Genomic DNA, 22898 nt, shown 5'->3' on the forward strand with positions numbered 1-22898 from the left:
CGGTCCGTCCGCCTTCTTTGCTTACAGACCTTTGCTAGCAATGTAAGCAGCAAGATCAACTACGCGGTTCGAGTAGCCCCACTCGTTGTCGTACCAAGAAATAACTTTAACCATGTTGCCTTCAACAACCATAGTCGAAAGACCATCGATTGTGGAAGAAGCAGGATCAGTGTTGTAGTCGCTTGATACAAGCGGCAATTCGTTGTAGTTCATGATGCCTTTAAGAGCGCCTTCTGAAGCTTCTTTGAATGCAGCGTTAACTTCTTCAACCGTTACGTTAACTTTAAGCTCAGCAACAAGGTCAGTTACGGAAACGTTAGGCGTAGGAACACGCATAGCCATACCGTTCAATTTACCTTTAAGCTCTGGAAGAACGAGTGAAACAGCTTTCGCTGCGCCAGTTGAAGAAGGAATGATGTTTTCTGCAGCAGCACGAGCGCGGCGCAGGTCTTTATGAGGAACGTCAAGAACGGATTGGTCATTTGTGTATGAGTGAATAGTTGTCATCATACCTTTAACGATTCCGAATTTGTCGTTCAATACTTTTGCGAAAGGAGCAAGACAGTTAGTTGTACATGAAGCGTTGGAAACAATGGTGTGTGCCGCAGGGTCGTATTTATCTTCGTTAACGCCGATAACTACTGTAATATCTTCGTTCGTTGCTGGAGCGGAAATGATAACTTTTTTAGCGCCGCCTTGCAAGTGAAGCTCAGCTTTTTCTTTAGCTGTGAAAATACCAGTTGATTCAACTACGATTTCAACGCCAACGGATCCCCAAGGAAGGTCTGCAGGGTTACGCTCTGCGAAAACTTTGATTTCGCGTCCGTTAACGATAAGCGCGCCTTCTTTTGCTTCAACAGTACCGTCAAGTTGACCGTGTGTTGTGTCATATTTCAGAAGATGTGCCAGTGTTGCAGTATCCGTAAGATCGTTTACTGCTACGATTTGAACATCAGGATTGTTCAGTGCTGCGCGGAATACGTTACGGCCGATGCGACCAAAACCATTAATACCAACTTTAACCATTTTTGTTTCCTCCTAAGCGTTTTTAAAAGATTAATAAAATATATTTCAAGATGTTTTGCTGGTTTGCGAGCATAGCACCTTGCAAATCATCATGATTCCACTGGCTTGCTTGCTGCTTAATCCTTCTCTTGCTCGATTAAAGCTATTATTTCCAATGCTGCCGCTTCATCTGTAACGAGTACATCGTTGTGTCCAAAGCGCATAATCGCCGCTATTGCCTCGCCTTTGCTCTTGCCGCCGGCTACGCCAATAACAACTTCAGTGTTCACAATATCCTCGAGCCGTAACCCCACTGTCTGCATTTTGTGCACGACAGCGCCTTTGCGGTCAAAATAAAACCCGAACGACTCTGCAAGTACATCTTCAGCCTCCATAGCATCGATGATCTCGCGGTCAAGCCGCCTGCGCCTTGCCATGACCATAGCATCTCCGATTCCATGTACAACGATGCGAGCACTGCGGATGACATCGACGATTTCCTTAATATTAGGCTCCTGCATGATGGACGCGAACGCTTCCTCGCCCAAATGATCAGGAACGTGTAGAAGCCTGTATTGCGCTCCTGTACGCTTTGCCATCATAGAAGCAATCGTATTGGCCTGATAGTCCAAGCTCTCTCCAAGGCCGCCTCTAGCCGGTACAAACCAGTTCGTTTTTAGCTGCGAGGAGCTTACCAATTGATTCGCTACTTGCGCGATCGTCGTTCCGCCTGTTACCGCCACAACGTCATGTGGCTGCATAACCTTGTTAAGCACCTGGCTTCCTGCACGACCAAGCTCTCGCTTCGTCTGAGCGGACGTCTCGGAATCGCCGGCTACAATGACGACCTGCGTCAATCCGTAATGATGTCGTATCGTTTCCTCGAGCTCGGATAATCCGAACATCGTCTTGTAGAAAGGCTCAAGCTGTTCTAATAAAAGCTTTCCTGAATCGCTAATCCGCATGCCCCCCGAATGAATCTCGAGCAGTCCCTGCGATTTCAGAAAATCGGTCTCCGCACGAAGCATGCGCTCCGTCATTGATAATGTCGACGCCAACGTTCGACGTCCGATTAAATCCGACAGCATCACCTGATGCAGGATCGAATACCGTTTCTTCATGACGTCGAGCAGATCAGGCACAAGCTGCTGCTGCAGTTCAACGATCTGACGCATCTCTCATCCTTCACTCCATCGGCCTCTAGCGTATTCGGTTCAAACACGTTGGACTTATAATGTCCCGCGGTATCATTTCAAGTCCCACCTTTAGTTTATCGGAAATATACGATGGAAGCAATAGCGGTTTTCCTTTTGAAAACGGTTACCGACACATTTTTCACAAATTTAATTTTTGAACGCCCCTTGCTTTAATATCTGTAATATCATATAATCATTTTTGCGACTATTTTACGCATATGCGCCCGTGGTCCAATGGATATGACGCAGCCCTCCGAAGGCTGAGATCTAGGTTCGATTCCTTGCGGGCGCGCCATTACAACTAATCAGCCATTCAGGCTTGCAACTCCTATAATGATACAGACTAACCGTTCCTATACACTGGAACGGTTTTTTTATTGGATGGACAGAGTTGTTTGACTATCTTTGACTTTTGACATTTCATCCGTTATTATGAGAATACGATTTAACCATTCATTGTTTTTGAGGAGGGGGCTTACGTTGGATATGAATTTCGTTCCTATGGTTATTGAGCAAAACAATCGAGGTGAGCGTGCGTATGATATTTACTCTCGCCTATTGAAGGACCGTATTATTTTTCTAGGTTCAGGTGTAAATGACGTGGTGGCCAACTCCATCATCGCTCAATTGCTATTCCTGGCAGCTGACGACCCTGAAAAGGACATTTCTCTTTATATTAACAGCCCGGGCGGCTCGATTACGGCAGGCATGGCTATCTACGATACGATGCAGTACATTAAACCGGACGTGTCCACTATTTGTGTCGGCATGGCCGCTTCCATGGGCGCCTTCCTGCTTACAGCAGGCGCGATCGGCAAACGTTATGCGCTTCCGAATAGCGAAGTGATGATTCACCAGCCGCTTGGCGGCGCAGAGGGTCAAGCTAGCGATATCGCCATTCGCGCGAAACGCATCATCGGCATGCGCGACAAGCTGAACGGCATCTTGGCAGAGCGCAGCGGACAGTCGCTTGAGCGTATCGAGAAGGATACGGATCGCGACTACTTCATGAGCGCGGCTGAAGCCAAAGAGTACGGCTTGGTCGACAAAGTAATCGAGAAGCTGGCCTAATTGTAAATTAGCAACGCGAATAAACAAAAGAGCAGGTCGGAGGAAACTCCGTACCTGCTCTTTTTGCTTTTGTATCACAATCTTTACCCTTTTATACAAAAAAAAGAGCTGTCGCCGCAAGCTCATAAGAAACGAACCTGCGTGACTTCTCCCTTTTTCTTATTGGTTTTCCAACTCTTCTTTGCTTACCAAAGCGACTAAAGCGTTTACAGCCTGTTCTGCATCCGAACCTTCTGCACTAATGGATACCTCAGTGCCTGAACTGATTGCTAAGCTCATAATTCCCATTATGGATTTCGCATTCACTTTTTTGTCGTCTTTCTCTACAAATACTTCGGAGGAAAATTTGTTCGCTTCTTGTACGAATAATGCTGCAGGTCTTGCATGTAGTCCCGTCTTAAGACGAACAACAACCGGAAGCCTTGTCATGGAAACCATACCCCCTATATTTTACTCAATCATTAGCATGCGGCAAAAGCGTTAACGGCTCGATTTGCCGTCTTCTGGCTGTAAAAGCTCGTTTCCGGTCAAAGATAAGTATAGTTTGGCTTTCTTATCTTTTTTAAATTAAGTCATTTTAAATTATTATATCATTATACCAGCTGATGCACTAGGATAAAAGCTCAGACCCCACGGATTTTTTCCGCAAGTTCGTCAATTTTGCGTAAACGGTGGTTCACGCCTGACTTGCTGACCTTTCCTCCAAGCATTTCGCCAACCTCTGTCAGATTCATATCCGGATGCTGCAGCCTAATTTCGGCTACCTCTTTCAATTTATCAGGCAGGCTATCCAAGCCGACCTCACGCTGCAGCAGCTTAATGTTCTCAATCTGACGAACAGCTGCTCCAATCGTTTTGTTCAGATTGGCGGTCTCGCAATTGACGATTCGGTTTACCGAGTTTCGCATATCGCGCATGATTCGGACATCCTCAAACTTGAATAAAGCTTGATGCGCGCCAATAATATTGAGGAGCTCGATTATTTTTTCGCCCTCTTTGATGTAGAAGATAAAACCCTTTTTACGTTCAATGCATCTAGCGTTTAGATCAAATTTGTTCGCGAGGTCAACGAGCGCCTCGCAGTGCTCCTGATACATCGACGCAATCTCCAGATGATAAGATGAGCCTTCCGGATTGTTAACGGAACCGCCCGCAAGGAACGCGCCGCGCAAATAAGAACGCTTGCAGCATGGCTTGCGAATGATTTCCTTGTCGATGCCAAGATTGAACATAAAGCCTTCGGATACAATTTTGAGCTCGCTCAATATTTCCTGTACGCCTGCTGGTATACGGACAATATAGACATTATTTTTTTTGAGCCTCATCTTCTTGCGGACTAGCAGCTCAACATGCAGCTCATAATGCTTTTTGAGCAGGGAATAAATTCTTCTGGCGATAGCGGCATTTTCCGTTGAGATGTCCAATACGACTTTGCGGCTAGATACGCTAACCGAACCATTCATCCGTATGAGTGCAGATAGCTCCGCTCTCTCACAACAGCTGTCCGCTTCAATTAATGTCAGCTCTTTCTTTGTTTGTGCCGCAAACGACATTGTGTATCACCTCTTTCGTAACATCCAATTCTCTACCAGCTTATATATATGATGGCTTAAACGTTCAGCATCATGCCTTAAAAAAGTACGAAATAAAACAAGTCGATCCGCAATGACCTCATAACCCTTTTGCGTAACCGCATCCAGATCCAAATGAACGGCTTTCGCGCCCTTCTCAGCATACTTGCTTTCGATTTGCGGCGGAATTTCGCCGTCATTCACAATGACATAATCAAATAAATGATGGCCGATATGAGCATGGATCGCATCCAAATGATCGCCAACCGAGTAATTGTCAGTCTCACCGGGCTGGGTCATCACATTGCAGACAAATAACTTAACGGCCTCTGATTCCACAATCGCATTCGCAAGCTTAGGAACGAGCAAATTGGGAATGATACTCGTATACAGGCTGCCAGGCCCGATCAAAATAGCGTCTGCCTGCTCGATGGCCTCCACTGCTTCTTGCAGCGGCTCCACGTCGGCAGGCTCCAGAAATACTCGCTTGATTACCTTGCCCGCCTTCGGTATCATCGATTCCCCGGTAACAAAGGAACCATCGGCCATTTCCGCTTTAAGCACAATCGCTCGCCCCGCTGCGGGAAGCACTCTCCCTCGAACGGCGAGGACACGGCTTAGCTCGCGAATGCCGGTGACGAAGTCACCGGAAATATCAGTCATCGCTGCAAGCATGAGGTTGCCGAGACTATGTCCCGCAAGCCCTGGCACCGTTTTGAAACGATACTGCAGCACCTCGGTGAGCAATGGTTCTGCATCAGCCAGTGCCATAAGCACGTTTCGAATATCGCCAGGAGGAGGAATCTGCAGCTCATTGCGCAAAATGCCTGAGCTGCCTCCATCGTCGGCAACCGTCACGATAGCCGTAATATCGAGCGGCTTTTCCTTCAGCCCTCGCAGCATGACAGAGAGTCCGGTACCGCCGCCAATAACGACGATCTTCGGACGTCTCAAAATTTTGTGTCTACTCTGCATCCTCTCACCCCGTCAATGCTTGTCACGTTCGGCATCGCGATGGCTGACACGCACACGTTCCGTATCACTGCTGCCGAGCATGCGTCCCAGATATTCAGCAATAGCAACGGAACGATGCTTGCCACCCGTACAGCCAATGCCGATAACAACCTGACTTTTCCCTTCTTTGCGATACAGCGGAATAAGGAACTGCAGCATGTCTAGCAGTTTTGTAAGAAACTGCTGAGTTTCGGGCCATTTCATGACGTAATCGTAAACATCGGGGTTTTGGCCGGTATTCGGGCGCAGATGCTCGACATAATGCGGATTAGGCAAAAAGCGGACGTCGTAGATGAGGTCAGCATCAATCGGAATGCCGTATTTGAAGCCGAAGGAGGTTACGTTTATCGACAGGCTGTTTTGCTCCAAATTCGTGAAGTGAGAAATAATCCGTTCCTTCAAGTGAGCTGGCTTCAAAATACTCGTATCGATAACCTGTGATGCCCAGCCCTTCAAATCCTCAAGCAGGCGGCGTTCATTGCGAATGCCTTCAAGCGGCATGCCGTCAGGAGCCAGCGGATGGCGGCGACGGCTCTCTTTGTAGCGCTGAACAAGCACTGCATCGGTTGCATCCAAAAATAATATTTCGCAGCTAAGCGTATAATGCTCTTTGATGTAAGCTAGCGATTCGGACAGCGCCGTAAAAAATTCTCGTCCGCGCAAGTCAATTACGAGCGCTACGTTTCCGATTTTACCGTTCGACTGCTCTATCAGCTCTGCGAATTTAGGTATAAGAACAGGTGGCAAATTATCTACGCAGAAGAAACCGAGATCCTCCAGGCTTTGGACAGCAATGGTCTTGCCCGCGCCAGACATCCCGGTTATAATGACAAGCTTTGCTACTGCTGCTGTCGTTTCCATGAATAAACCTCCCAAAAGGTTTGCGAATGCAAACCTACTTCGTAAGGATATGCTTAGACTTTGCGAACGCAAAGTCACTTCGTAAGGATATGCCTAAGGTTTGCGAATGCAAAGTCACTTCTTAAAGATACAACTAACCTCTTAGAATAAGACCTGCCGCGCCAACAACACCAGCATTGTTGCCAAGCGTTGCGGCAACGATTTTTACGTTCTCTTTAGCTTGATCCTGCGTGTGCTTTTCAAATACTTCGCGAATTTGATCGAACAGGAAATCTCCTGCTTTCGATACGCCGCCGCCAATAATGAAATATTGCGGGTTAAGCACGATCGCGATCATCGCCATCGATTTACCCAAATAATAAGCTGCGCGATTAACGATACGTGTCGCTACTTCATCTCCAGCTTTCGCTGCATCAAGAACGTCCTTCGCCATAATATCCTCTACCTGCGAGAGCGATGTACGGTCGCCGCGTTCCACAGCATCCTTCGCCATGCGGATAATGCCCGTTGCCGAGGAAACGGTTTCCAAGCAGCCCATCTTCCCGCAGCCGCATTGAATCGCTTCTAGATCAGGCACGATTGCCATATGGCCAAGCTCGCCTGCCATGCCCATGTAACCCTCAACGATTTTACCTTCTATAATAATACCGCCGCCTACGCCTGTTCCGAGCGTGTAGCATACGCAGTGCCCAATGCCTTTACCCGCTCCGCCCCAAGCTTCGCCTAATGCGGCAACATTTGCATCATTATTAACTTTAACCGTTTTGTCCAGCTCTTGCTCCAAGTAAGCCTTCAAATTGACATTTTCAATTTTCAAGTTTGGCGCAAATTTCACAATTCCGTTTGGAATGTCCAGGAAGCCTGCAATACCGACGCCTACCCCGTCAACCCGCTCCCAATCATAGTCTGATTCGGCTACGATTTGCCGCACGTATTTTGCAATATTTTGAAGGATAGTGTCCGTTCCTTTACTCGCCTCCGTCGGCCCTTCATACGTATGAAGCAATTGTCCATCCGCATTGCAAATGCCCACTTTAATAGCAGTTCCGCCGACATCGACTCCAACGTAAATCTTTTCAGACATCACTAGTCCACCTCATCAATATGTTAATCTTCTCTGTAACACTATAAGCGACCTTCATCCTCTGGTCAAGATAGCGTAATGCTTGTAAATCAAGCGCTCTCGGCTATTGAAAAGGCTATACCGTCAAGCGTATCGCTCTGCTGGTATAGCCCCTTCTTTATCCTATGAAGCAGGTCCGCTAATAATTAAAGCGATTTGCTCCAATCATGAGTAATTGCGCCTTCAAGGAATCTTTCGCAATCCAGAGCAGCCATACAGCCGCTTCCCGCTGCTGTGATCGCTTGACGGTATTTGCTGTCTTGCACGTCGCCGCATGCGAATACGCCTGGTACGTTCGTTTCGGAAGTGCCCGGTTTCACCACAATGTAACCGTGATCGTCAGTATCGATTTGTCCGGCAAGGAACTTCGTATTCGGCGTGTGACCGATTGCGATAAAGATACCGTCCGTTTCAATAACGTCCTCTTCTCCTGTCGCATTGTCACGAACCTTAAGTCCAGTAACGCCCATGCCGCTTGCTACAACCTCGACCGGCGTGCGGTTCAGGCTCCAGCTGATTTTCTCGTTATCGCGAGCGCGATCCTGCATGATCTTGGATGCGCGAAGCTCATCCCGGCGATTAACGAGTTCAACGTTCGAGGCAAAGCGTGTAAGGAAGCTCGCTTCCTCCATCGCAGAGTCTCCGCCGCCAACAACGATGATCTTTTTGCCGCGGAAGAAGAATCCATCACAAGTCGCGCATGTGCTGACGCCGCGTCCTACATTTTCTTTCTCGCCTGGGATGCCAAGATATCTAGCCGATGCCCCCGTAGAGATGATAATGCTCTCCCCAACCAGTTCGCCGTGGCCTTCCACTTGAAGCTTGAAAGGACGTTCGGACATATCCACGCTGTTCACCCAGCCGGTAATAAATTTAGCGCCAAAGCGCTCCGCTTGCTTACGCATGTTCTCCATAAGCTCTGGACCCATAATGCCTTCAGGAAAACCAGGAAAGTTCTCGACTTCTGTCGTTGTCGTCAGCTGTCCGCCTGGCTCAGGACCTTCGATAATAAGCGGGCTCATGTTGGCGCGAGCCAAGTAAATAGCCGCTGTAAGACCGGCAGGGCCGGTACCGATAATAATGGATTTGTACATAACCTTCACCTCGTAAAAGTTTATTCGTCCTGCAATTCCTGAGTAGCGAATACAGAGCTGATTGATTTCATCTTCTCTTTGATGCCGCAAACCTCGTCAATCATCTTGACGTTCTTGCTGACCGTAGCAATCGACGTGCCATAGCGCACCGAAACCTCGTGATAAGAAATGGCTCTGCGGTGCATCTTTGCCGTCAAATATTCTAAAGCCGCGGCCCAGCCCTCCGGCTTAGTCAGCTTCGGAACGTCAGGGTACACCCGCGACAAGAACTCCACCCACAAAGTCATCAGATCATGCTGCTGAACCAAATCATATTGCTTGCTCATTCGGCCAAGAGCTGTCTCGACTACAGCTTGCCATTTATCTTCCCATACAGGCAGTCTTGAAGGTACGCGATTCGGCTCGATGACCGTTTCTTTCCCTTCGAGCACTACACGCAAGGGCTCTTGAACACCCATCGTGCGAAGGACGAAAATAGCTATGCGCTTTAAATAATCATCCTCATCCCGCTCCAGCAGGAACGTCTGAAGCACATCCTTCACTTCGCTGTCGGCAATCATGCCGAGTGCTTGAATGACCTGCAGCTTCGTATGCTGGTCACCGTGGCGCAATGCCCAGAAAAACGATGAGCGTACCAGCGGATCGCGCTTGAGATGATCGGGAATGCCGTCCGAGGACTTCTCCCATAGCTTGAACTGCTCCTCAAAGGGCAGATGGTAGTGATAGCTGATGGACGCCGTTTGCTCTCCACTGCGGACAAGCTCCAGCTGCTCCATATAATAATGAGGAATGCCCGATGTCGGATCGAGCTTGATCGTTTGCTTCCACAGCCGCTCGGCTTCCTGCAAACGCCCAATATTGCAGGCGGCGACAGCCGCATAATGGTACAGGCTAGGATCCGAAGTCTGCTCCGAGTCTTTCAGCAGCCTGGTGAAGTGCTTATGAGCAGCTCCATGCTCTCCTAAGATGCCCATAGTGGTTGCCAGTTTAAACACATGCTCCTGATGAAACGGCACCGTCTTCGTAAGCAGCTCAACAAGCGGCTGCAAGCTTTGCTCATCATTCTTATGCTGATAGAAAATAGCAAGGTTGCAAAGCGCATGCAGATTGCCGGATTCGATCTCCAGCACCTCATGAATCGTATCCATGGCTTTATCGAACATGCCCATGTAGTAATAGGCTAACGCCAAATTGTTGCGCGCAGCGAGAAATTCCGGCTGGCCTTCGATTATTTTTTCCAAAATGCGAACGGCCTCGGTGAATTTGCCTTCCTCGAGTAGCGTCCGGGCTAGGTCATGCTCAACCATGCCTTCACGCGATTTAATGTTCGTCAGGCGCGTAGGGCGCTCCAGCTCAAAATGCAGCAGATCCATCATATCTTCCGCTTCATCAAGAAATTGCCCTTCGGAATCCTCTTCCAAATATTTGATAAGCGAGCCCTCGGCCGCTTCATATTGCTCCATATTGGCAAAATTGTTCGCCATATAGAAATGGCACTCCGTCATGGTTGGATCGAGTTCATCCACAATCCAGCCTAAAATACGATTCGACTCTTCATAATTGCCAAGCTCAGAAAGAATGCCGGCCATATTGCAATGGTTTACCGGGTTTTCCGGCTCGTATTCTACGGCGCGACGAAAATATTTAAGTGCCTTGTCATAATGGAATCGATCTAGTGACCGAACCGCACGTTCGAAAAAAAACGTAGCGTCCCATTGAACCGGTATGACTTTCGTCTGTTGATCTACGGCAACTCGTTTCTTCTCTTTCACTGGCAAGGCACCTCCCGTTACTTCCGATTTTCTACGATTATACCATAGCCATACCCATCAGAACACGAAAGAAATGTGGGAAAATCGCGGATGGCAGAAGCGCCACCCGCGATTTTCGCGGCATAACTATTCATTTCGCATGTGGAGCAATCAAGCTGAATACTTAAACGCCGTTGCTTTTGAACAAGGTACTGATGGAGCCGCCTTCCAAAATAATGCGTGTTGCTTCAGCAAGAAGCGGCGCAACGGAAAGCACTTTGAATCGTTCCGGCGTCGATTCAGGCAAGCTGATCGAGTCGGTAACAATGACCTCTTTAATATGGGGATGATCCAAACGCTCAATGGCCGAGCCGGAGAATAACGGGTGCGTAGCGCATACGTATACATCCTCTGCACCGCGCTCCTTCAGGCTTTCAACAACGTTGACAATCGTAGATCCCGTGTCGATCAGATCCTCGATAATAATCGGAGTCTGGCCTTCGACATCCCCGATTACGTGTGTAATAACCGATTGATTGTGCGCTGGACGCTTCTTGATCATGATCGCAAACGATGTATCCAAGTAGTTCGCTAGTTTCTCTGCAGTTGATGCGCGGCCTGCATCCGGCGATACAACAACCGGGTTCTTGATGTTTTTGGACTTCAAATAATCGCTGATAAGATCTAGCGCAGTCATATGATCGACTGGAATGTTGAAAAAGCCTTGAATAGCTGGAGCATGTAGGTCGATTGTGATAACGCGGTTCGCTCCAACTGTCGTGAGCACATCCGCCAGCATTTTCGCTGAAATCGGCTCCCGAGGTGCTGCTTTGCGCTCCTGACGCGCATAGCCGTAATACGGCATGATGATGTTGACCGTTCTTGCGGAAGCACGCTTCGCCGCATCAATCATAACAAGCAATTCGACAAAATGCTCGTTGATCGGATGCGAGAATGATTGCACGAGGAAAACGTCGCAATTCCGAATCGTTTCTTCGTAATGCACGTAAATCTCACCGCTTTTGAAACGGGACATCTTGATCGCGCCTAGCGTCAGACCAAGCTCCGCACTAATTTTCTGAGCCAATACCGGATTAGACGAACCCGAAAAAATACGCACCTTGTCGCTTAACATGATACCCTCCTGAGCGTTAAAACCAATTAATTTTACGGAACAAGTACTCGTCCTTGTCGGATCATTCGACAAAGCTTGTTTGATCATCTATATTATACATGGAATTTACGATATTTCAAAAATCAATCATCACTAATTTTCGACAATTAAATGTCGCTAGCTGCGTATATCCGACTTCTTTGAGCACAGCGTACGCTTGATCCAGGTATTGGCCCAGCCTCTCAGGCTGATGAGCGTCCGATCCTACCGTCAGCGGAATGCCCAATTCCCGTGCATATTCAAGCATTCTGCGGCTCGGAAACATCTCTGCTGCAGGCGTCCGGAGTCCGGATGCATTAAGCTCGATCGCAAGCCCGTTCCGCTTAACCGCCTCAAGTGCAGCATTTTCCAAATGAATGACGTCGCCCTCTGGCTGATAGCCAAAACGCTTGATCACGTCAATATGCCCGATGTAATCATAGAAGCCGCTCGCAGCCGCTTTGCCAACCGCATCGTAGTACTGCTCATACACCGCCATGCGATCACGGCCTTCCCAGCCGCCTGTTTGGCGGAAATCGGTAATATCCCATTCGCCTAGAAAATGAACGGAGCCGATCACATAATCCCAAGGGTAAGCATTCACGATCGATCCGATCTGCTCCTCGCAGCCCTCGATATAATCGCCTTCAAGACCAACTCGGATGTCGATTTGGCCTTTATACTTTTCTTTGAGATTAAGGCATTCTTCCACATAACGCGGAAGCTCATCCATCGGCATCGCCATTTCGGGATAGTAAGTTGCTGGATCAACATGCAGCAGCGGCATATGATCGGAGAGGCCAAGCTGCACGAGTCCGATCTCTATCCCCTTCTTAACGTATTCCTCTAGCTCGCCGACGGCATGGCCGCAGCGGGCATGGTGGGTATGATAGTCGATAAACATTGTGCATACCGGCCTTTCTTTATTGATTTATAGGCAAATTTTTGTAGACAAGTATTATGGATAAATATTTAAAGACAAATATTTAAAGACAAATACTTAAAGAGAACTATTTAAAGAGGAATATAATTATCTCATTTTGTTAGTCGTTGGCTTGCCGTGACGGCTGCTAATTTCGCTAATGACATCATCAAAAGGCAGTCCGCGCTCGCGAAGCAGTACCATCAGGTGGAAAATCAGATCGCCAACCTCGCTGCGAAGCTCGTCGTTATCTTGATTTTTCGCTGCGATAATGACCTCCGACGCCTCTTCGCCGACCTTCTTCAAAATTTTGTCTACCCCTTTGTCGAACAGGTATGTCGTGTAAGAGCCCTCAGGGCGCTCTGCGTACCGCTCGGCAATGACGCTCTCTAGCTGGCCCAGCATACCGAAGCGGTCGCTAGATGCCCCCGCAGCCTCTGAGGATGCTTCTGTATTACCGCTTACCTCAACCGAATTGAAGAAGCAGCTATAACGTCCTGTATGGCAAGCCGGTCCCTTCTGCTCTACCTTAACAAGCAGCGTGTCGCCGTCACAGTCGTAGGCCATCGAGACGATGCGCTGCGTATGGCCGCTAGTGGCTCCTTTGTTCCAAAGCTCATTGCGCGAACGGCTCCAAAACCAGGTTACGCCGGATTCCACAGAAAGCTGCAGCGACTCCTTGTTCATATAAGCCATCATCAGCACTTCTTTACTCTGCGCGTCCTGCACAATCGCAGGCACCAGCCCTGCGTCGTCCCATTTGATTTTTGAGCTAAGCTCGCTCTGGTTGTTTTCCGTCATCGTACCTCTACTCCCTTCAACCGCAAATCATCCTTCACTTCACGGATCGTCATTTCTTTATAGTGAAAAATCGTAGCCGCCAGCGCTGCATCTGCGTGAGCCTGCTGGAACACATCGTTAAAGTGCTCGACTCTTCCCGCTCCGCCAGAAGCGATAACCGGTATGCCTAGCGAATCCGATACCGCCTGCGTCAGCTTGATATCAAAGCCATCCTTCGTTCCGTCCGCATCCATGCTCGTCAGCAAAATCTCGCCCGCGCCTAGACGCTCTACTTCACGCGCCCATTCCAGCACCTTGATTCCTGTTGTTTTGCGTCCGCCGTGCGTGTATACCTCCCACTCGCCCCACTCCGCATTGAACTTGGCGTCAATTGCTACGACGATGCATTGCGAGCCAAATTTGCGTGAGCCTTCTTTGACGAGGGTTGGGTTCAATACAGCCGCTGTGTTGATGGCGATCTTGTCCGCGCCAGCGCGAAGCAGCCGCTTCATGTCATCGACATGGGAAATGCCGCCGCCCACCGTAAAGGGTATCGTAATTTCTCCAGCCGTCCGCTTAACGACCTCAATCATCGTTGCGCGTCCCTCGACGGAAGCCGAAATGTCCAAAAATACGAGCTCATCGGCACCCTCTTGGTCATAGGTAGCCGCCAGCTCGACGGGATCGCCCGCATCGCGAAGGTTCACGAAGTTAACGCCCTTCACAACGCGGCCATCCTTCACGTCAAGACACGGAATGATACGTTTCGCCAGCATGTTGCCCTCTCCTTTATGCCCGTTAAACGGGCCTGATCTATATGTCTGCCATTATTGAATAGGTTGATACAGCTATAAGCGCTTTAGCCTTGGGTTCTTGTAAGCGCAAGAAAATTGCCCAGCAGCTGCATGCCGAGCTCACCGCTCTTCTCTGGATGGAACTGCATGCCGTATACATTGCCGCGACCGACAATAGCTGTCACCTGCTGGTAATAGTCCGTCGTCGCAAGCAGGTCAGAAGCAAGCTCTGGCTTCGCGTGGAACGAATGAACGAAATAGACATGCCCCTCAGTCAAACCGCTAAATAGCGGCGACTGCTCCTGCAGGAACGAAAGCTTGTTCCAACCCATATGCGGAATTTTATAGTCGCCGGAGAATCGGTGCACCTTGCCCGGAAGCAAGTTCAAGCCCTCGTTCCTGCCGTACTCTTCACTTTCGCTAAAAAGCAGCTGCATGCCAAGGCAAATGCCCAGCATCGGCTTGCCGGAGGCTGCATACGCTTTGGCTACCTCATCAAGCTTCGTGTCACGCAGGTTTTGCATCGCATCCCCAAAGGCACCGACGCCCGGAAGGATAGCACCGCCTGCTGCAGCGATCGTTTCCGGATTGTCCGTAATAACAGCCTCATAGCCAAGACGTTCAACCGCCTTGCTTACGCTATGCAGATTGCCCATGCCGTAATCGATGATCGCGATCATACTACAGCACTCCTTTCGTAGAAGGCACTCCTTGTACGCGAGGATCAATGCTCGTTGCTTCGTCAAGCGCGCGTCCAAGCGCCTTGAACACCGCTTCAATCATGTGATGCGTGTTTTGGCCATAGTGCACGATGACGTGAAGCGTAATGCGCGATTCAAGCGCCAGCTTCCACAGAAACTCATGAACAAGCTCCGTCGAGAAGCTGCCTACCTGAGCCGAAGGGTACTCTGCACGGTATTCAAAATGCGGACGGTTGCTGACGTCGATAATGACCTGAGCAAGCGCCTCATCCATCGGAACAAATACGCTGGCGTAACGCTTAATGCCGCGTTTGTCGCCAAGTGCTTCGCGAAGCGTTTGGCCGATGCAAATGCCGATGTCCTCGACCGTGTGGTGATCGTCGATGTCGATGTCGCCGCGCGCTTCCACTTCAAGATTGAACTGGCCATGCTTCGTAAACAAATCAAGCATATGGTTAAGGAAAGGCACATCCGTATCAATTTTTGTCTCGCCTGTTCCGTCGACTGCAAATGTAAGCTTAATATCCGTCTCGTTCGTCTTGCGTGCCACCGATGCCTCGCGTACCCGATTTTCCGACACTTTCATTCCTTCTTTCTTTCTTTGATGTGTTAGTTTTATTTGCTGTGTTGCTGTTCTGCAAAATAATTATCTGATTAGTTGAAGCTCGGTTGGAGCTCCTTATGCTACATTGCTGTTTGTGCAACGTAAGCTCATGTTTAGCTGCGTTTCCGAATGCAGTTTGTGCAACAGAATGCCCCATTTCAGTCTAAATCCTGCACTACCGGTGACTTCTGCTGCCTATCTGCAACGTAGCTTCCCAAATGAGGCTTCATGTCAGGTTTCTGTTGTACTTTCTGCAACGTAGCCTGCTCAGAAGCTTCCGTTGAATATCATAGTGAGAAAGTGTCCGTACATGGCTGGCATATAGACCATAAAGTGATTACTTTCACATTAGCACTGCACCACTATGTTACATAAATGTATATAACAGTCCCAAACATCGCTCAGCAAAAGAGTTTTATTCCCGTTCCTTCTGCAGACGAATTTCAATCGCGCGAGCGTGGCCTTCAAGTCCCTCGTGGCGAGCAAGCGTCATGATTTTGTCGCCATTAGCAAGCAGAGCTTCCTTGCTGTAATAGATCAGGCTCGATTTCTTTAGAAAATCGTCGACATTGACCGGCGAAGAGAAGCGTGCTGTGCCATTTGTCGGGATGATGTGATTCGGTCCTGCAAAATAATCACCTACAGGCTCCGAGCTGTAAGGCCCGAGGAAAATAGCGCCGGCGTTCTGAATGTAGCCGAGCAGACGCATCGGATCCACCGTCAGCACCTCAAGGTGCTCAGGTGCTAGCTGATTAACGACGTCGATTCCCGCTTCAAGCGAATCGACGAGCAGCACTGCCCCGTAGCTGTCAATGGAGCTGCGGGCGATGTCTTGTCGCGGCAGCGTGGACAGCTGGCGCTCCACCTCCGCTGCAACCGCCTCCGCAAGCTGCTGCGACGGCGTAACCAATATCGCCGACGCCATTTCATCGTGCTCTGCCTGCGACAATAGATCCGCGGCTACGTACGCGGGATCAGCTGAATCGTCAGCAAGCACGACGATTTCACTTGGCCCGGCGATACTGTCGATATCGACGGCACCGAATACGGCGCGCTTCGCCAGCGCCACGTAAATGTTGCCCGGTCCGCAAATTTTGTCGACCGGAGCAATGCTGGCCGTGCCGTACGCAAGCGCGGCAATGGCCTGAGCTCCGCCGACCCGGTACATCTCCTTGACGCCCGCTTCCGCAGCGGCAACGAGAATATACGGGTCGATTCCAGCAGTGCCGCCAGTTGCAGGCGGCGTCACCATGACGATCTCCGGCACGCCGGCTACCTGTGCCGGAATGACATTCATCAGCACGGACGACGGATAAGCCGCCTTGCCCCCGGGCACGTATACGCCGACCCGCTTCAGCGGCCGCATAATTTGCCCGAGCAGCGTTCCGTCCTGCTGCAGGTCCATCCACGAGGTCCGCATTTGCTTCTCGTGGAATTTCCGAACATTCACGGCCGCTTCGCGAATCGCCGTGAGGAAGTCGGCGTCGACAAGCGCATACGCCGCCTGAATTTCCTCCTGCGTCACGCGCAGCGACGCTGCGTCCAGCTTAACGCGGTCATGCTGCTCCGTGTACCTCAGCAGCGCCGCGTCCCCCTCGGCCTTTACGTCTGCGACGATCCTTAAGGCCGCTTCATTTTGCTCCGGCGTTCCATACTCCACCTCGCGCTTTAATCCAAACTGCTCCGCTCGCATAATGCGCATATCATCCGCTCCTTCCAAATACTCGCCTTACTCATCTATGTGATCTTACCAGTATCCCAGTATCATCCCAGTCAAGCTCTATCCTTGAATGTTTCGATCACTTGCTCTAAGCTCAACTATGAATTGGATCGTCTCAAACACTCGCTCTAAGCTCGACTCCACGTTCGATTATCTTATCACTCGCTCTATCTCGACTACCCATTCGATCATTCTCATCAATCACTCTAAGCTCAAAGACTCTACATTTGATCGTCCAATCACTCGAACTAAGCTCGATTTGAACTTCGCCCCTTAAACCCGCCCAGCCAACGTAACTTGTAGTCGGTCACACAAACTCTGAATCGCCTCGTTCTTCATCCGGTAGCTTACCCGATTGGCAATCAAGCGGCTCGTAATGCCGAAGATTGACTCCATCTCCACAAGCCCGTTCTCGCGCAGCGTTTGGCCCGTTTCCACCATATCGACGATACGATCCGCCAGTCCGATCATCGGCGCAAGCTCGATCGAGCCATTCAGCTTAATCACCTCAACCTGTTGACCTAGCTCGCGGAAATAAGCGGAAGCTACATTCGGGTACTTGGTCGCGACGCGAGGATTAATAGTCGGCTTCCAATCCGGCATGCCGATAACCGACATGCGGCATTTGGCTATGCCAAGATCAAGCAGCTCATAGACATCCTTATTTTCCTCCATGAGCACGTCTTTGCCGACGATGCCGATATCCGCCACGCCGTATTCTACATAGGTCGGCACGTCGACCGGCTTCGCCATAATAAACTCCATGCCTACCTCGGGCAGCTCAATGATCAGCTTGCGCGTATCATCAAAATCACTCGGAATCGGCAATCCCGCCTCGCGGAACAGCTTCGATGCCACCTTATAAATGCGACCCTTCGGCATCGCCACTTTCAATATGTCCTTTGTCTCTCCGCTCATGTGGCGCTGCCTCCTTTAATTCCGTTTCCGCTAAACGTCAGCAAAGCCGTATAATTCACGCCTTTATGCGCGAATGAGCTCTGCTCCTTCGATTTCAATCCTTCTATAAGAGCGCCGGTCTTCTCATCGAACCGCTCCGTAACAACGCTAACCCCCTGTGCGCGCAGCTCCTGCGCTTTGACAAGCGCTCCTCCGCGTCCCGCAGCATCATAGACAACTAGCGTACGCTCCGTTTCAATCTCCGCTTGATCGCCAAGCAGCTCCAAAATACGCGTCGTCTTCAGTGCAAATCCCGTTGCAGGCGCCGGTCTGCCGAACTGAGCCAGCAGGTTGTCATAACGACCGCCGCTCACAACCGGGAATCCAAGATCAGCCGCGTACCCTTCGAAGGTCATGCCTGTATAGTAAGAGAAGTCTCCAATCATCGTCAGGTCAATGAGCACATGCTCGCATACGCCATATGCCTTCAGTACATCCCAAATTTCGCATAGATGGCGAATCGATGAGCGTGCGTTATCATCCACACTTAGCTGCAATGCCTGATCGCAGATCTCTTGACCGCCGCGCAAACGCAAAATCCCTTCAAGCTCCTGCTGCACCGATTCATCGATAGACAGCTCGCGCAGCTGCTGGCGGTAGCCGACAAAATCACGTCCGAGCAGGCAGCTCTTAAGCTGCTCTTGCGCTTCCACCTGGCCTGGAAGAGCTTCTTCCATTAAGCCGTTCAGAAAGCCTACATGCCCAATCGCTATTTTGAAGCGCTCGACGCCTGCTGCTTTTAATGATGCGATTGCAAGCGCAACGACCTCCGCATCCGCTTCAGCCGAAGAGTCGCCGACGAGCTCGACTCCCGTTTGGAAAAACTCCGCCTCGCGGCCTGCTTCTTCCTCAATAGCGCGGAACACGTTCGAATGGTAAGATAAGCGCTGCGGGAAGTCAGCTTGCTTCAATAACGATGATACAACGCGAGCGATTGGCGCCGTCATATCGGAGCGCAGCACCAGCGTCGTCCCCCGATTGTTGAGCAGCTTGAACAGCTTCTGATCCGACGTGGAGCTTGCAACGCCCACCGTATCGTAGTATTCCATCGTTGGTGTAATAATTTGCTCGTAGCCCCAGCCCTGCATGCAAGCCAGCACCTGACGTTCTATGTGTCGCAGCTTCGCTACCGCGCCTGGCAAATAATCTTTTACGCCTGTCGGCTTCTCAAAAACTTTTGGTTTTGACATATATGATCACCTTCATTTACTTTAGTGGTTTAAAGCGATACCATGTTACCATGCTAACAAATTAAAGAGTTTAATCGTAATATTAGCATGAAAAGCTTAAATTCGTCAAGCTGAACACGGCCCTTTGCGCGCCAAAAAGAAACCCCGCCCAGCTGCGAAACGAACGCGTTTGGACGAGGCTTTTTTAACAGCTATTCGTTTAAAAAGTTCCTTACGCTCTCATCCATCTCGCCCTTCGCAGCTGTTTCGCTCCGCTTGATCTCCCGTATCGGATTGCCTCCTACAAATGTATAAGCAGGCACATCCTTATGAACGATTGAGCCAGCGGCTATTACCGCATGATCACCAATATTAACGCCGGGCAATATCGTCGTGTTTGCGCCGATCATGACATGAGAGCCAATGTCCACGTTGCCGAGCCGATATTCCTTGATCAAATATTCATGGGTTAGAATTGTTGTATTATATCCAATAATCGTATTATTGCCGACCGTAATTCGTTCGGGAAAGAAGACGTCGACCATCACCATTAACGCAAAAGCGGTATGCTCTCCGACCTTCATTCCGAGCACTCGGCGGTAAATCCAATTTTTGAGCGGAAGAACCGGACAGTAACGCGCCAGCTGGATAAAAATAAAATTCCGGACCGACTTCCATCGGCTTACCGTCGAATATACCTGCCACAGCGCATTTGGTCCTTCCACTGGATATCGATCAACTTTGCGCAAGCGTCTCCCGCTCCAATCCTACAAATGAATAAAGATCGCGCATATCTTGAATGACATGATGCGCTCCAGCATCCTTGAGCTTCAACTCGCCTTTAAGCGACCAAGCTACGCCTACCGCAATGGCACCGGCCGCAATCGCCGATTCGATATCCACCGTGCTGTCGCCCACCATGATTGTCGTTGCCGGATCTGCTCCAAGCAGCCCAATTGCTTTGCTCACAGGCTCGGCATGAGGTTTAGGATTGACGACATCGTCAATTGTGACGATTGCATCCACGTAATCAAACAATCCCGTGTATTTCAAACCACGTTCTGTTGTCAGACGCATTTTGGTCGTAACGACGCCGATTTGAATGCCATGCTCATGAAGCCTTTCGATAACCTCGTTGACGTAATCGAATGCTTTTACATACTCGTCATGCAAGCGCAAATTAACTTCGCGATACGCCGCAACAAGATGCGTGACATCCTCTAGCCCTGAGAATAGCTTCATTTGGTCCGTAAGAGGCTGGCCCATGCTTGGGATGATATGCTCCCTGCCGAAGCCCTCCGGCGTCACGCCCTGCAAAGATTCTATGAACGAGCGAATGATGAGCTCATTGGTGTCGATAATCGTGCCGTCCAAGTCGAACAGCATCGTTTTGATTTTGCCCGTCATCGTAAAACCTCCTTGAATTACTCTTGTCGTTTGCCGGCTTCTTCCTCTTTGATCGTAGCCGCATCTTCCAATTTAGCTGCTGCATCTGAGCCGCCGTTTCTCTCCGGCTTCGTTGTTACAATTGGATCAAGGTAACGTGCTGATGCAAGGCCTGTCTTACGGCGTACAATAATGAGCACGATAGCTCCAAGAATGAACAGCAAAGCCAGTACTTGCGAGATTCTAATATTGCCGTATGCAGGATCTAAATAACCTTGCTTAAACAGAACTTCCATTGGCGTCCATAGCCCATTGATGAATGAAGCAAGCCAAGATGGTCCCATAAATGCCAAGCTGTCCGTACGCAGCGCTTCAATGAAGAAACGGCCAATGGAATACCAGATAAAGTAGCTGGCCATCAGCTCACCCGCACGTAAAAACTTTTGGCGGCGCAGCACGAGCAATATGATAATCCCGACTAAGCTCCATATCGATTCATACAAAAATGCAGGATGGCGGTATACGCCTTGCACGAGCATTTGATCAACGATAAAAGATGGCAAATGCAGCGTATCGCGCAGGAATGACTCGCTAACCTCTCCGCCGTAAGCTTCCTGGTTCATAAAATTGCCCCAGCGTCCGATCATTTGGCCCGCAAGCAGTCCGGGTACACAAATGTCCACCAGACGCCAGAAGTTATAGCCTTTGTAGCGGAAGTAGAAGAATCCGCAAATAAAGGCTCCAATAATCGCGCCATAAATCGCGATGCCGCCATTCCATATTTTGAACACGTCAATAAAGTTACCTTTATAATCTTCCCATTTGAAGGCAACATAATAAATTCGCGCACCAATGATGGCAGAAGGAACGCCTAACAGCAGCAAGTCCATAAATAAATCCGGCTTAATGCCGAATCGCTTTCCTTCCTGCACAGCAAACAGCAGCCCCACTAACGCAGCCGTTCCCAAAATAATGCCATACCAATGCACTTCAATCGATCCTAACGTGAAGGCAATTGGATTTAGTATCAATGTCTTCATTCTTTTATATCCCCTTTAGGTTCAATCGTATTCGTCCATATCATCGGCAATCGTTTCCGTCAGCTTATTCGTAAATTGCAGCGCCGCATTGTAGCCCATCCGCTTCAAACGGAAGTTCATCGCCGCAACCTCGATAATGACTGCTAAGTTACGACCTGGACGTACAGGCACGGTAACGAGCGGAATATCCGTGTCGATAATGCGCGTTGTTTCTTCATCCAGACCGAGGCGGTCATACTGCTTGTCCTGCTGCCAATTTTCCAGCTTGATAACTAGTCCAATCCGCTTCTGCGTACGTACCGCGCCCGCACCGAACAGCGTCATCACGTTAATGATCCCGAGACCTCTAATTTCAAGCAGGTGACGAATGAGCTCCGGCGCGCTGCCGTGCAGCTGTGCGTCTGAGGTTTGCATGATCTCGACCGCATCATCGGCCACAAGCCGGTGTCCGCGTTTGACAAGCTCTAGCGCCGTTTCGCTCTTGCCTATGCCGCTGCCGCCAGTAATGAGCATGCCTACGCCGTAAACATCAACGAGAACGCCATGAATCGTCGCCGTTGGCGCCAGCTTTCTCTCCAGGAAGTCAGTAATTCTGCTGGATAAAATGGTCGTTGCCACGTTGCTTCGCAGCAGCGGGATTTGCATCTGGCCCGATTGCTCGATGAGCTCCTGAGGCGCTTCAAGTCCCCGGGTCAAAATAATGCATGGCGTGTCCTCGTTGCATAGACGCACCATTCGATCCTTGCGTTCCTCGCTGTCTAGCATATTCAAGAACGATATTTCCGTTCGGCCAAGCAGCTGCACCCGCTCGCTTGGATGGTAATGGAAATAACCGGCCATTTCAAGGCCTGGCCGATACAAATCATCTACCGTGATGGCACGCTTCATTCCGTCCTCGCCAGCTATAATTTCGAGCTGAAATTGTTTGACGAGCTCAGATACTTTCACTTTTTTCGGCATCGTAGGGCCTCCCTCATATGACAACT

At 49.7% G+C, this 22898-nt stretch carries 23 protein-coding genes and 1 tRNA gene; 2 read left to right on the plus strand and 22 right to left on the minus strand.

Features of this window, described 5'->3' with window-relative positions:
* Window positions 1–21: 21 nt before the first annotated feature.
* Both gap and HI950_RS33635 read right to left on the minus strand, forming a co-directional pair.
* Window positions 22–1026 carry a type I glyceraldehyde-3-phosphate dehydrogenase gene (gap, locus tag HI950_RS33630; protein WP_053373234.1) on the minus strand — a complete coding sequence of 335 codons (1005 nt, stop codon included), beginning with the start codon at window positions 1024–1026 and terminating at the stop codon, window positions 22–24.
* A 116-nt stretch (window positions 1027–1142) separates the two neighbouring features.
* Window positions 1143–2180 carry a sugar-binding transcriptional regulator gene (locus tag HI950_RS33635; protein WP_169091097.1) on the minus strand — a complete coding sequence of 346 codons (1038 nt, stop codon included), beginning with the start codon at window positions 2178–2180 and terminating at the stop codon, window positions 1143–1145.
* Window positions 2181–2421: 241 nt separating this feature from the next.
* On the opposite strand from HI950_RS33635, the gene HI950_RS33640 reads away from it, so the two are divergent.
* Both HI950_RS33640 and clpP read left to right on the plus strand, forming a co-directional pair.
* A tRNA-Arg gene (locus HI950_RS33640) sits at window positions 2422–2496 on the plus strand.
* A gap of 191 nt (window positions 2497–2687) precedes the next feature.
* The gene (clpP, locus tag HI950_RS33645) at window positions 2688–3272 is read left to right on the plus strand and encodes an ATP-dependent Clp endopeptidase proteolytic subunit ClpP (RefSeq protein WP_169091151.1); all 585 of its coding nucleotides are present in this window, start codon (window positions 2688–2690) and stop codon (window positions 3270–3272) included.
* A gap of 159 nt (window positions 3273–3431) precedes the next feature.
* On the opposite strand, the gene HI950_RS33650 is transcribed toward clpP, so the two are convergent.
* From HI950_RS33650 to hprK, 20 genes are all read right to left on the minus strand, one after another.
* The gene (locus HI950_RS33650; protein ID WP_028609180.1) at window positions 3432–3701 is read right to left on the minus strand and encodes an HPr family phosphocarrier protein; all 270 of its coding nucleotides are present in this window, start codon (window positions 3699–3701) and stop codon (window positions 3432–3434) included.
* Between the two features lie 194 nt (window positions 3702–3895).
* Window positions 3896–4825: a DNA-binding protein WhiA gene (gene whiA, locus HI950_RS33655; protein WP_169091100.1), complete on the minus strand. Its 930-nt coding sequence runs from the start codon at window positions 4823–4825 to the stop codon at window positions 3896–3898.
* 6 nt (window positions 4826–4831) lie between these two features.
* Window positions 4832–5818: a gluconeogenesis factor YvcK family protein gene (locus tag HI950_RS33660; RefSeq protein ID WP_169091102.1), complete on the minus strand. Its 987-nt coding sequence runs from the start codon at window positions 5816–5818 to the stop codon at window positions 4832–4834.
* A 12-nt stretch (window positions 5819–5830) separates the two neighbouring features.
* Window positions 5831–6718, minus strand: coding sequence for an RNase adapter RapZ (rapZ, locus tag HI950_RS33665; protein ID WP_169091104.1), 888 nt, complete (start codon window positions 6716–6718; stop codon window positions 5831–5833).
* 133 nt (window positions 6719–6851) lie between these two features.
* On the minus strand, window positions 6852–7802 hold the full coding sequence (locus HI950_RS33670) for an ROK family glucokinase (protein ID WP_169091106.1): 951 nt from the start codon (window positions 7800–7802) through the stop codon (window positions 6852–6854).
* A gap of 185 nt (window positions 7803–7987) precedes the next feature.
* A complete protein-coding gene (trxB, locus tag HI950_RS33675) occupies window positions 7988–8935 on the minus strand; it encodes a thioredoxin-disulfide reductase (RefSeq protein WP_169091108.1) in 948 nt (315 codons plus the stop codon).
* Between the two features lie 20 nt (window positions 8936–8955).
* Window positions 8956–10707 (minus strand): tetratricopeptide repeat protein, encoded by a 1752-nt coding sequence (locus HI950_RS33680; protein ID WP_169091110.1) that lies wholly within the window; start codon window positions 10705–10707, stop codon window positions 8956–8958.
* Between the two features lie 163 nt (window positions 10708–10870).
* Complete coding sequence (locus tag HI950_RS33685) at window positions 10871–11821, minus strand: ribose-phosphate diphosphokinase (protein ID WP_169091112.1); 951 nt, start codon at window positions 11819–11821, stop codon at window positions 10871–10873.
* Between the two features lie 115 nt (window positions 11822–11936).
* Complete coding sequence (hisJ, locus tag HI950_RS33690) at window positions 11937–12743, minus strand: histidinol-phosphatase HisJ (protein WP_169091114.1); 807 nt, start codon at window positions 12741–12743, stop codon at window positions 11937–11939.
* 126 nt (window positions 12744–12869) lie between these two features.
* Window positions 12870–13562, minus strand: coding sequence for a bifunctional phosphoribosyl-AMP cyclohydrolase/phosphoribosyl-ATP diphosphatase HisIE (hisIE, locus tag HI950_RS33695; protein WP_169091116.1), 693 nt, complete (start codon window positions 13560–13562; stop codon window positions 12870–12872).
* Window positions 13559–14317: an imidazole glycerol phosphate synthase subunit HisF gene (gene hisF / locus HI950_RS33700; protein WP_169091118.1), complete on the minus strand. Its 759-nt coding sequence runs from the start codon at window positions 14315–14317 to the stop codon at window positions 13559–13561. The genes hisIE and hisF overlap by 4 nt, the downstream gene beginning before the upstream one ends.
* 83 nt (window positions 14318–14400) lie before the next feature.
* Complete coding sequence (hisH, locus tag HI950_RS33705; protein ID WP_169091120.1) at window positions 14401–15015, minus strand: imidazole glycerol phosphate synthase subunit HisH; 615 nt, start codon at window positions 15013–15015, stop codon at window positions 14401–14403.
* 1 nt (window position 15016) lies between these two features.
* Window positions 15017–15616 (minus strand): imidazoleglycerol-phosphate dehydratase HisB, encoded by a 600-nt coding sequence (hisB, locus tag HI950_RS33710; RefSeq protein ID WP_411268189.1) that lies wholly within the window; start codon window positions 15614–15616, stop codon window positions 15017–15019.
* A 439-nt stretch (window positions 15617–16055) separates the two neighbouring features.
* Window positions 16056–17342: a histidinol dehydrogenase gene (hisD, locus tag HI950_RS33715; protein WP_169091124.1), complete on the minus strand. Its 1287-nt coding sequence runs from the start codon at window positions 17340–17342 to the stop codon at window positions 16056–16058.
* A 291-nt stretch (window positions 17343–17633) separates the two neighbouring features.
* Window positions 17634–18278, minus strand: a complete 645-nt coding sequence (gene hisG, locus HI950_RS33720; RefSeq protein WP_169091126.1) for an ATP phosphoribosyltransferase — start codon at window positions 18276–18278, stop codon at window positions 17634–17636.
* Window positions 18275–19507, minus strand: coding sequence for an ATP phosphoribosyltransferase regulatory subunit (locus HI950_RS33725; protein ID WP_169091128.1), 1233 nt, complete (start codon window positions 19505–19507; stop codon window positions 18275–18277). Before HI950_RS33725 ends, hisG begins: the two co-directional genes overlap by 4 nt.
* Before the next feature lie 191 nt (window positions 19508–19698).
* Window positions 19699–20235, minus strand: coding sequence for an acyltransferase (locus HI950_RS33730; protein ID WP_169091130.1), 537 nt, complete (start codon window positions 20233–20235; stop codon window positions 19699–19701).
* Entirely contained in the window at window positions 20222–20893 is a 672-nt protein-coding gene (gene ppaX / locus HI950_RS33735) for a pyrophosphatase PpaX (protein ID WP_169091132.1), read from the minus strand. The genes HI950_RS33730 and ppaX overlap by 14 nt, the downstream gene beginning before the upstream one ends.
* A gap of 17 nt (window positions 20894–20910) precedes the next feature.
* Window positions 20911–21912 carry a prolipoprotein diacylglyceryl transferase gene (gene lgt, locus HI950_RS33740; RefSeq protein WP_169091134.1) on the minus strand — a complete coding sequence of 334 codons (1002 nt, stop codon included), beginning with the start codon at window positions 21910–21912 and terminating at the stop codon, window positions 20911–20913.
* Window positions 21913–21933: 21 nt separating this feature from the next.
* The gene (gene hprK / locus HI950_RS33745) at window positions 21934–22872 is read right to left on the minus strand and encodes an HPr(Ser) kinase/phosphatase (protein ID WP_169091135.1); all 939 of its coding nucleotides are present in this window, start codon (window positions 22870–22872) and stop codon (window positions 21934–21936) included.
* Between the last annotated feature and the right edge of the window lie 26 nt (window positions 22873–22898).

Source organism: Paenibacillus sp. PL91 (genome assembly GCF_012935325.2).
GTDB lineage: Bacteria > Bacillota > Bacilli > Paenibacillales > Paenibacillaceae > Pristimantibacillus.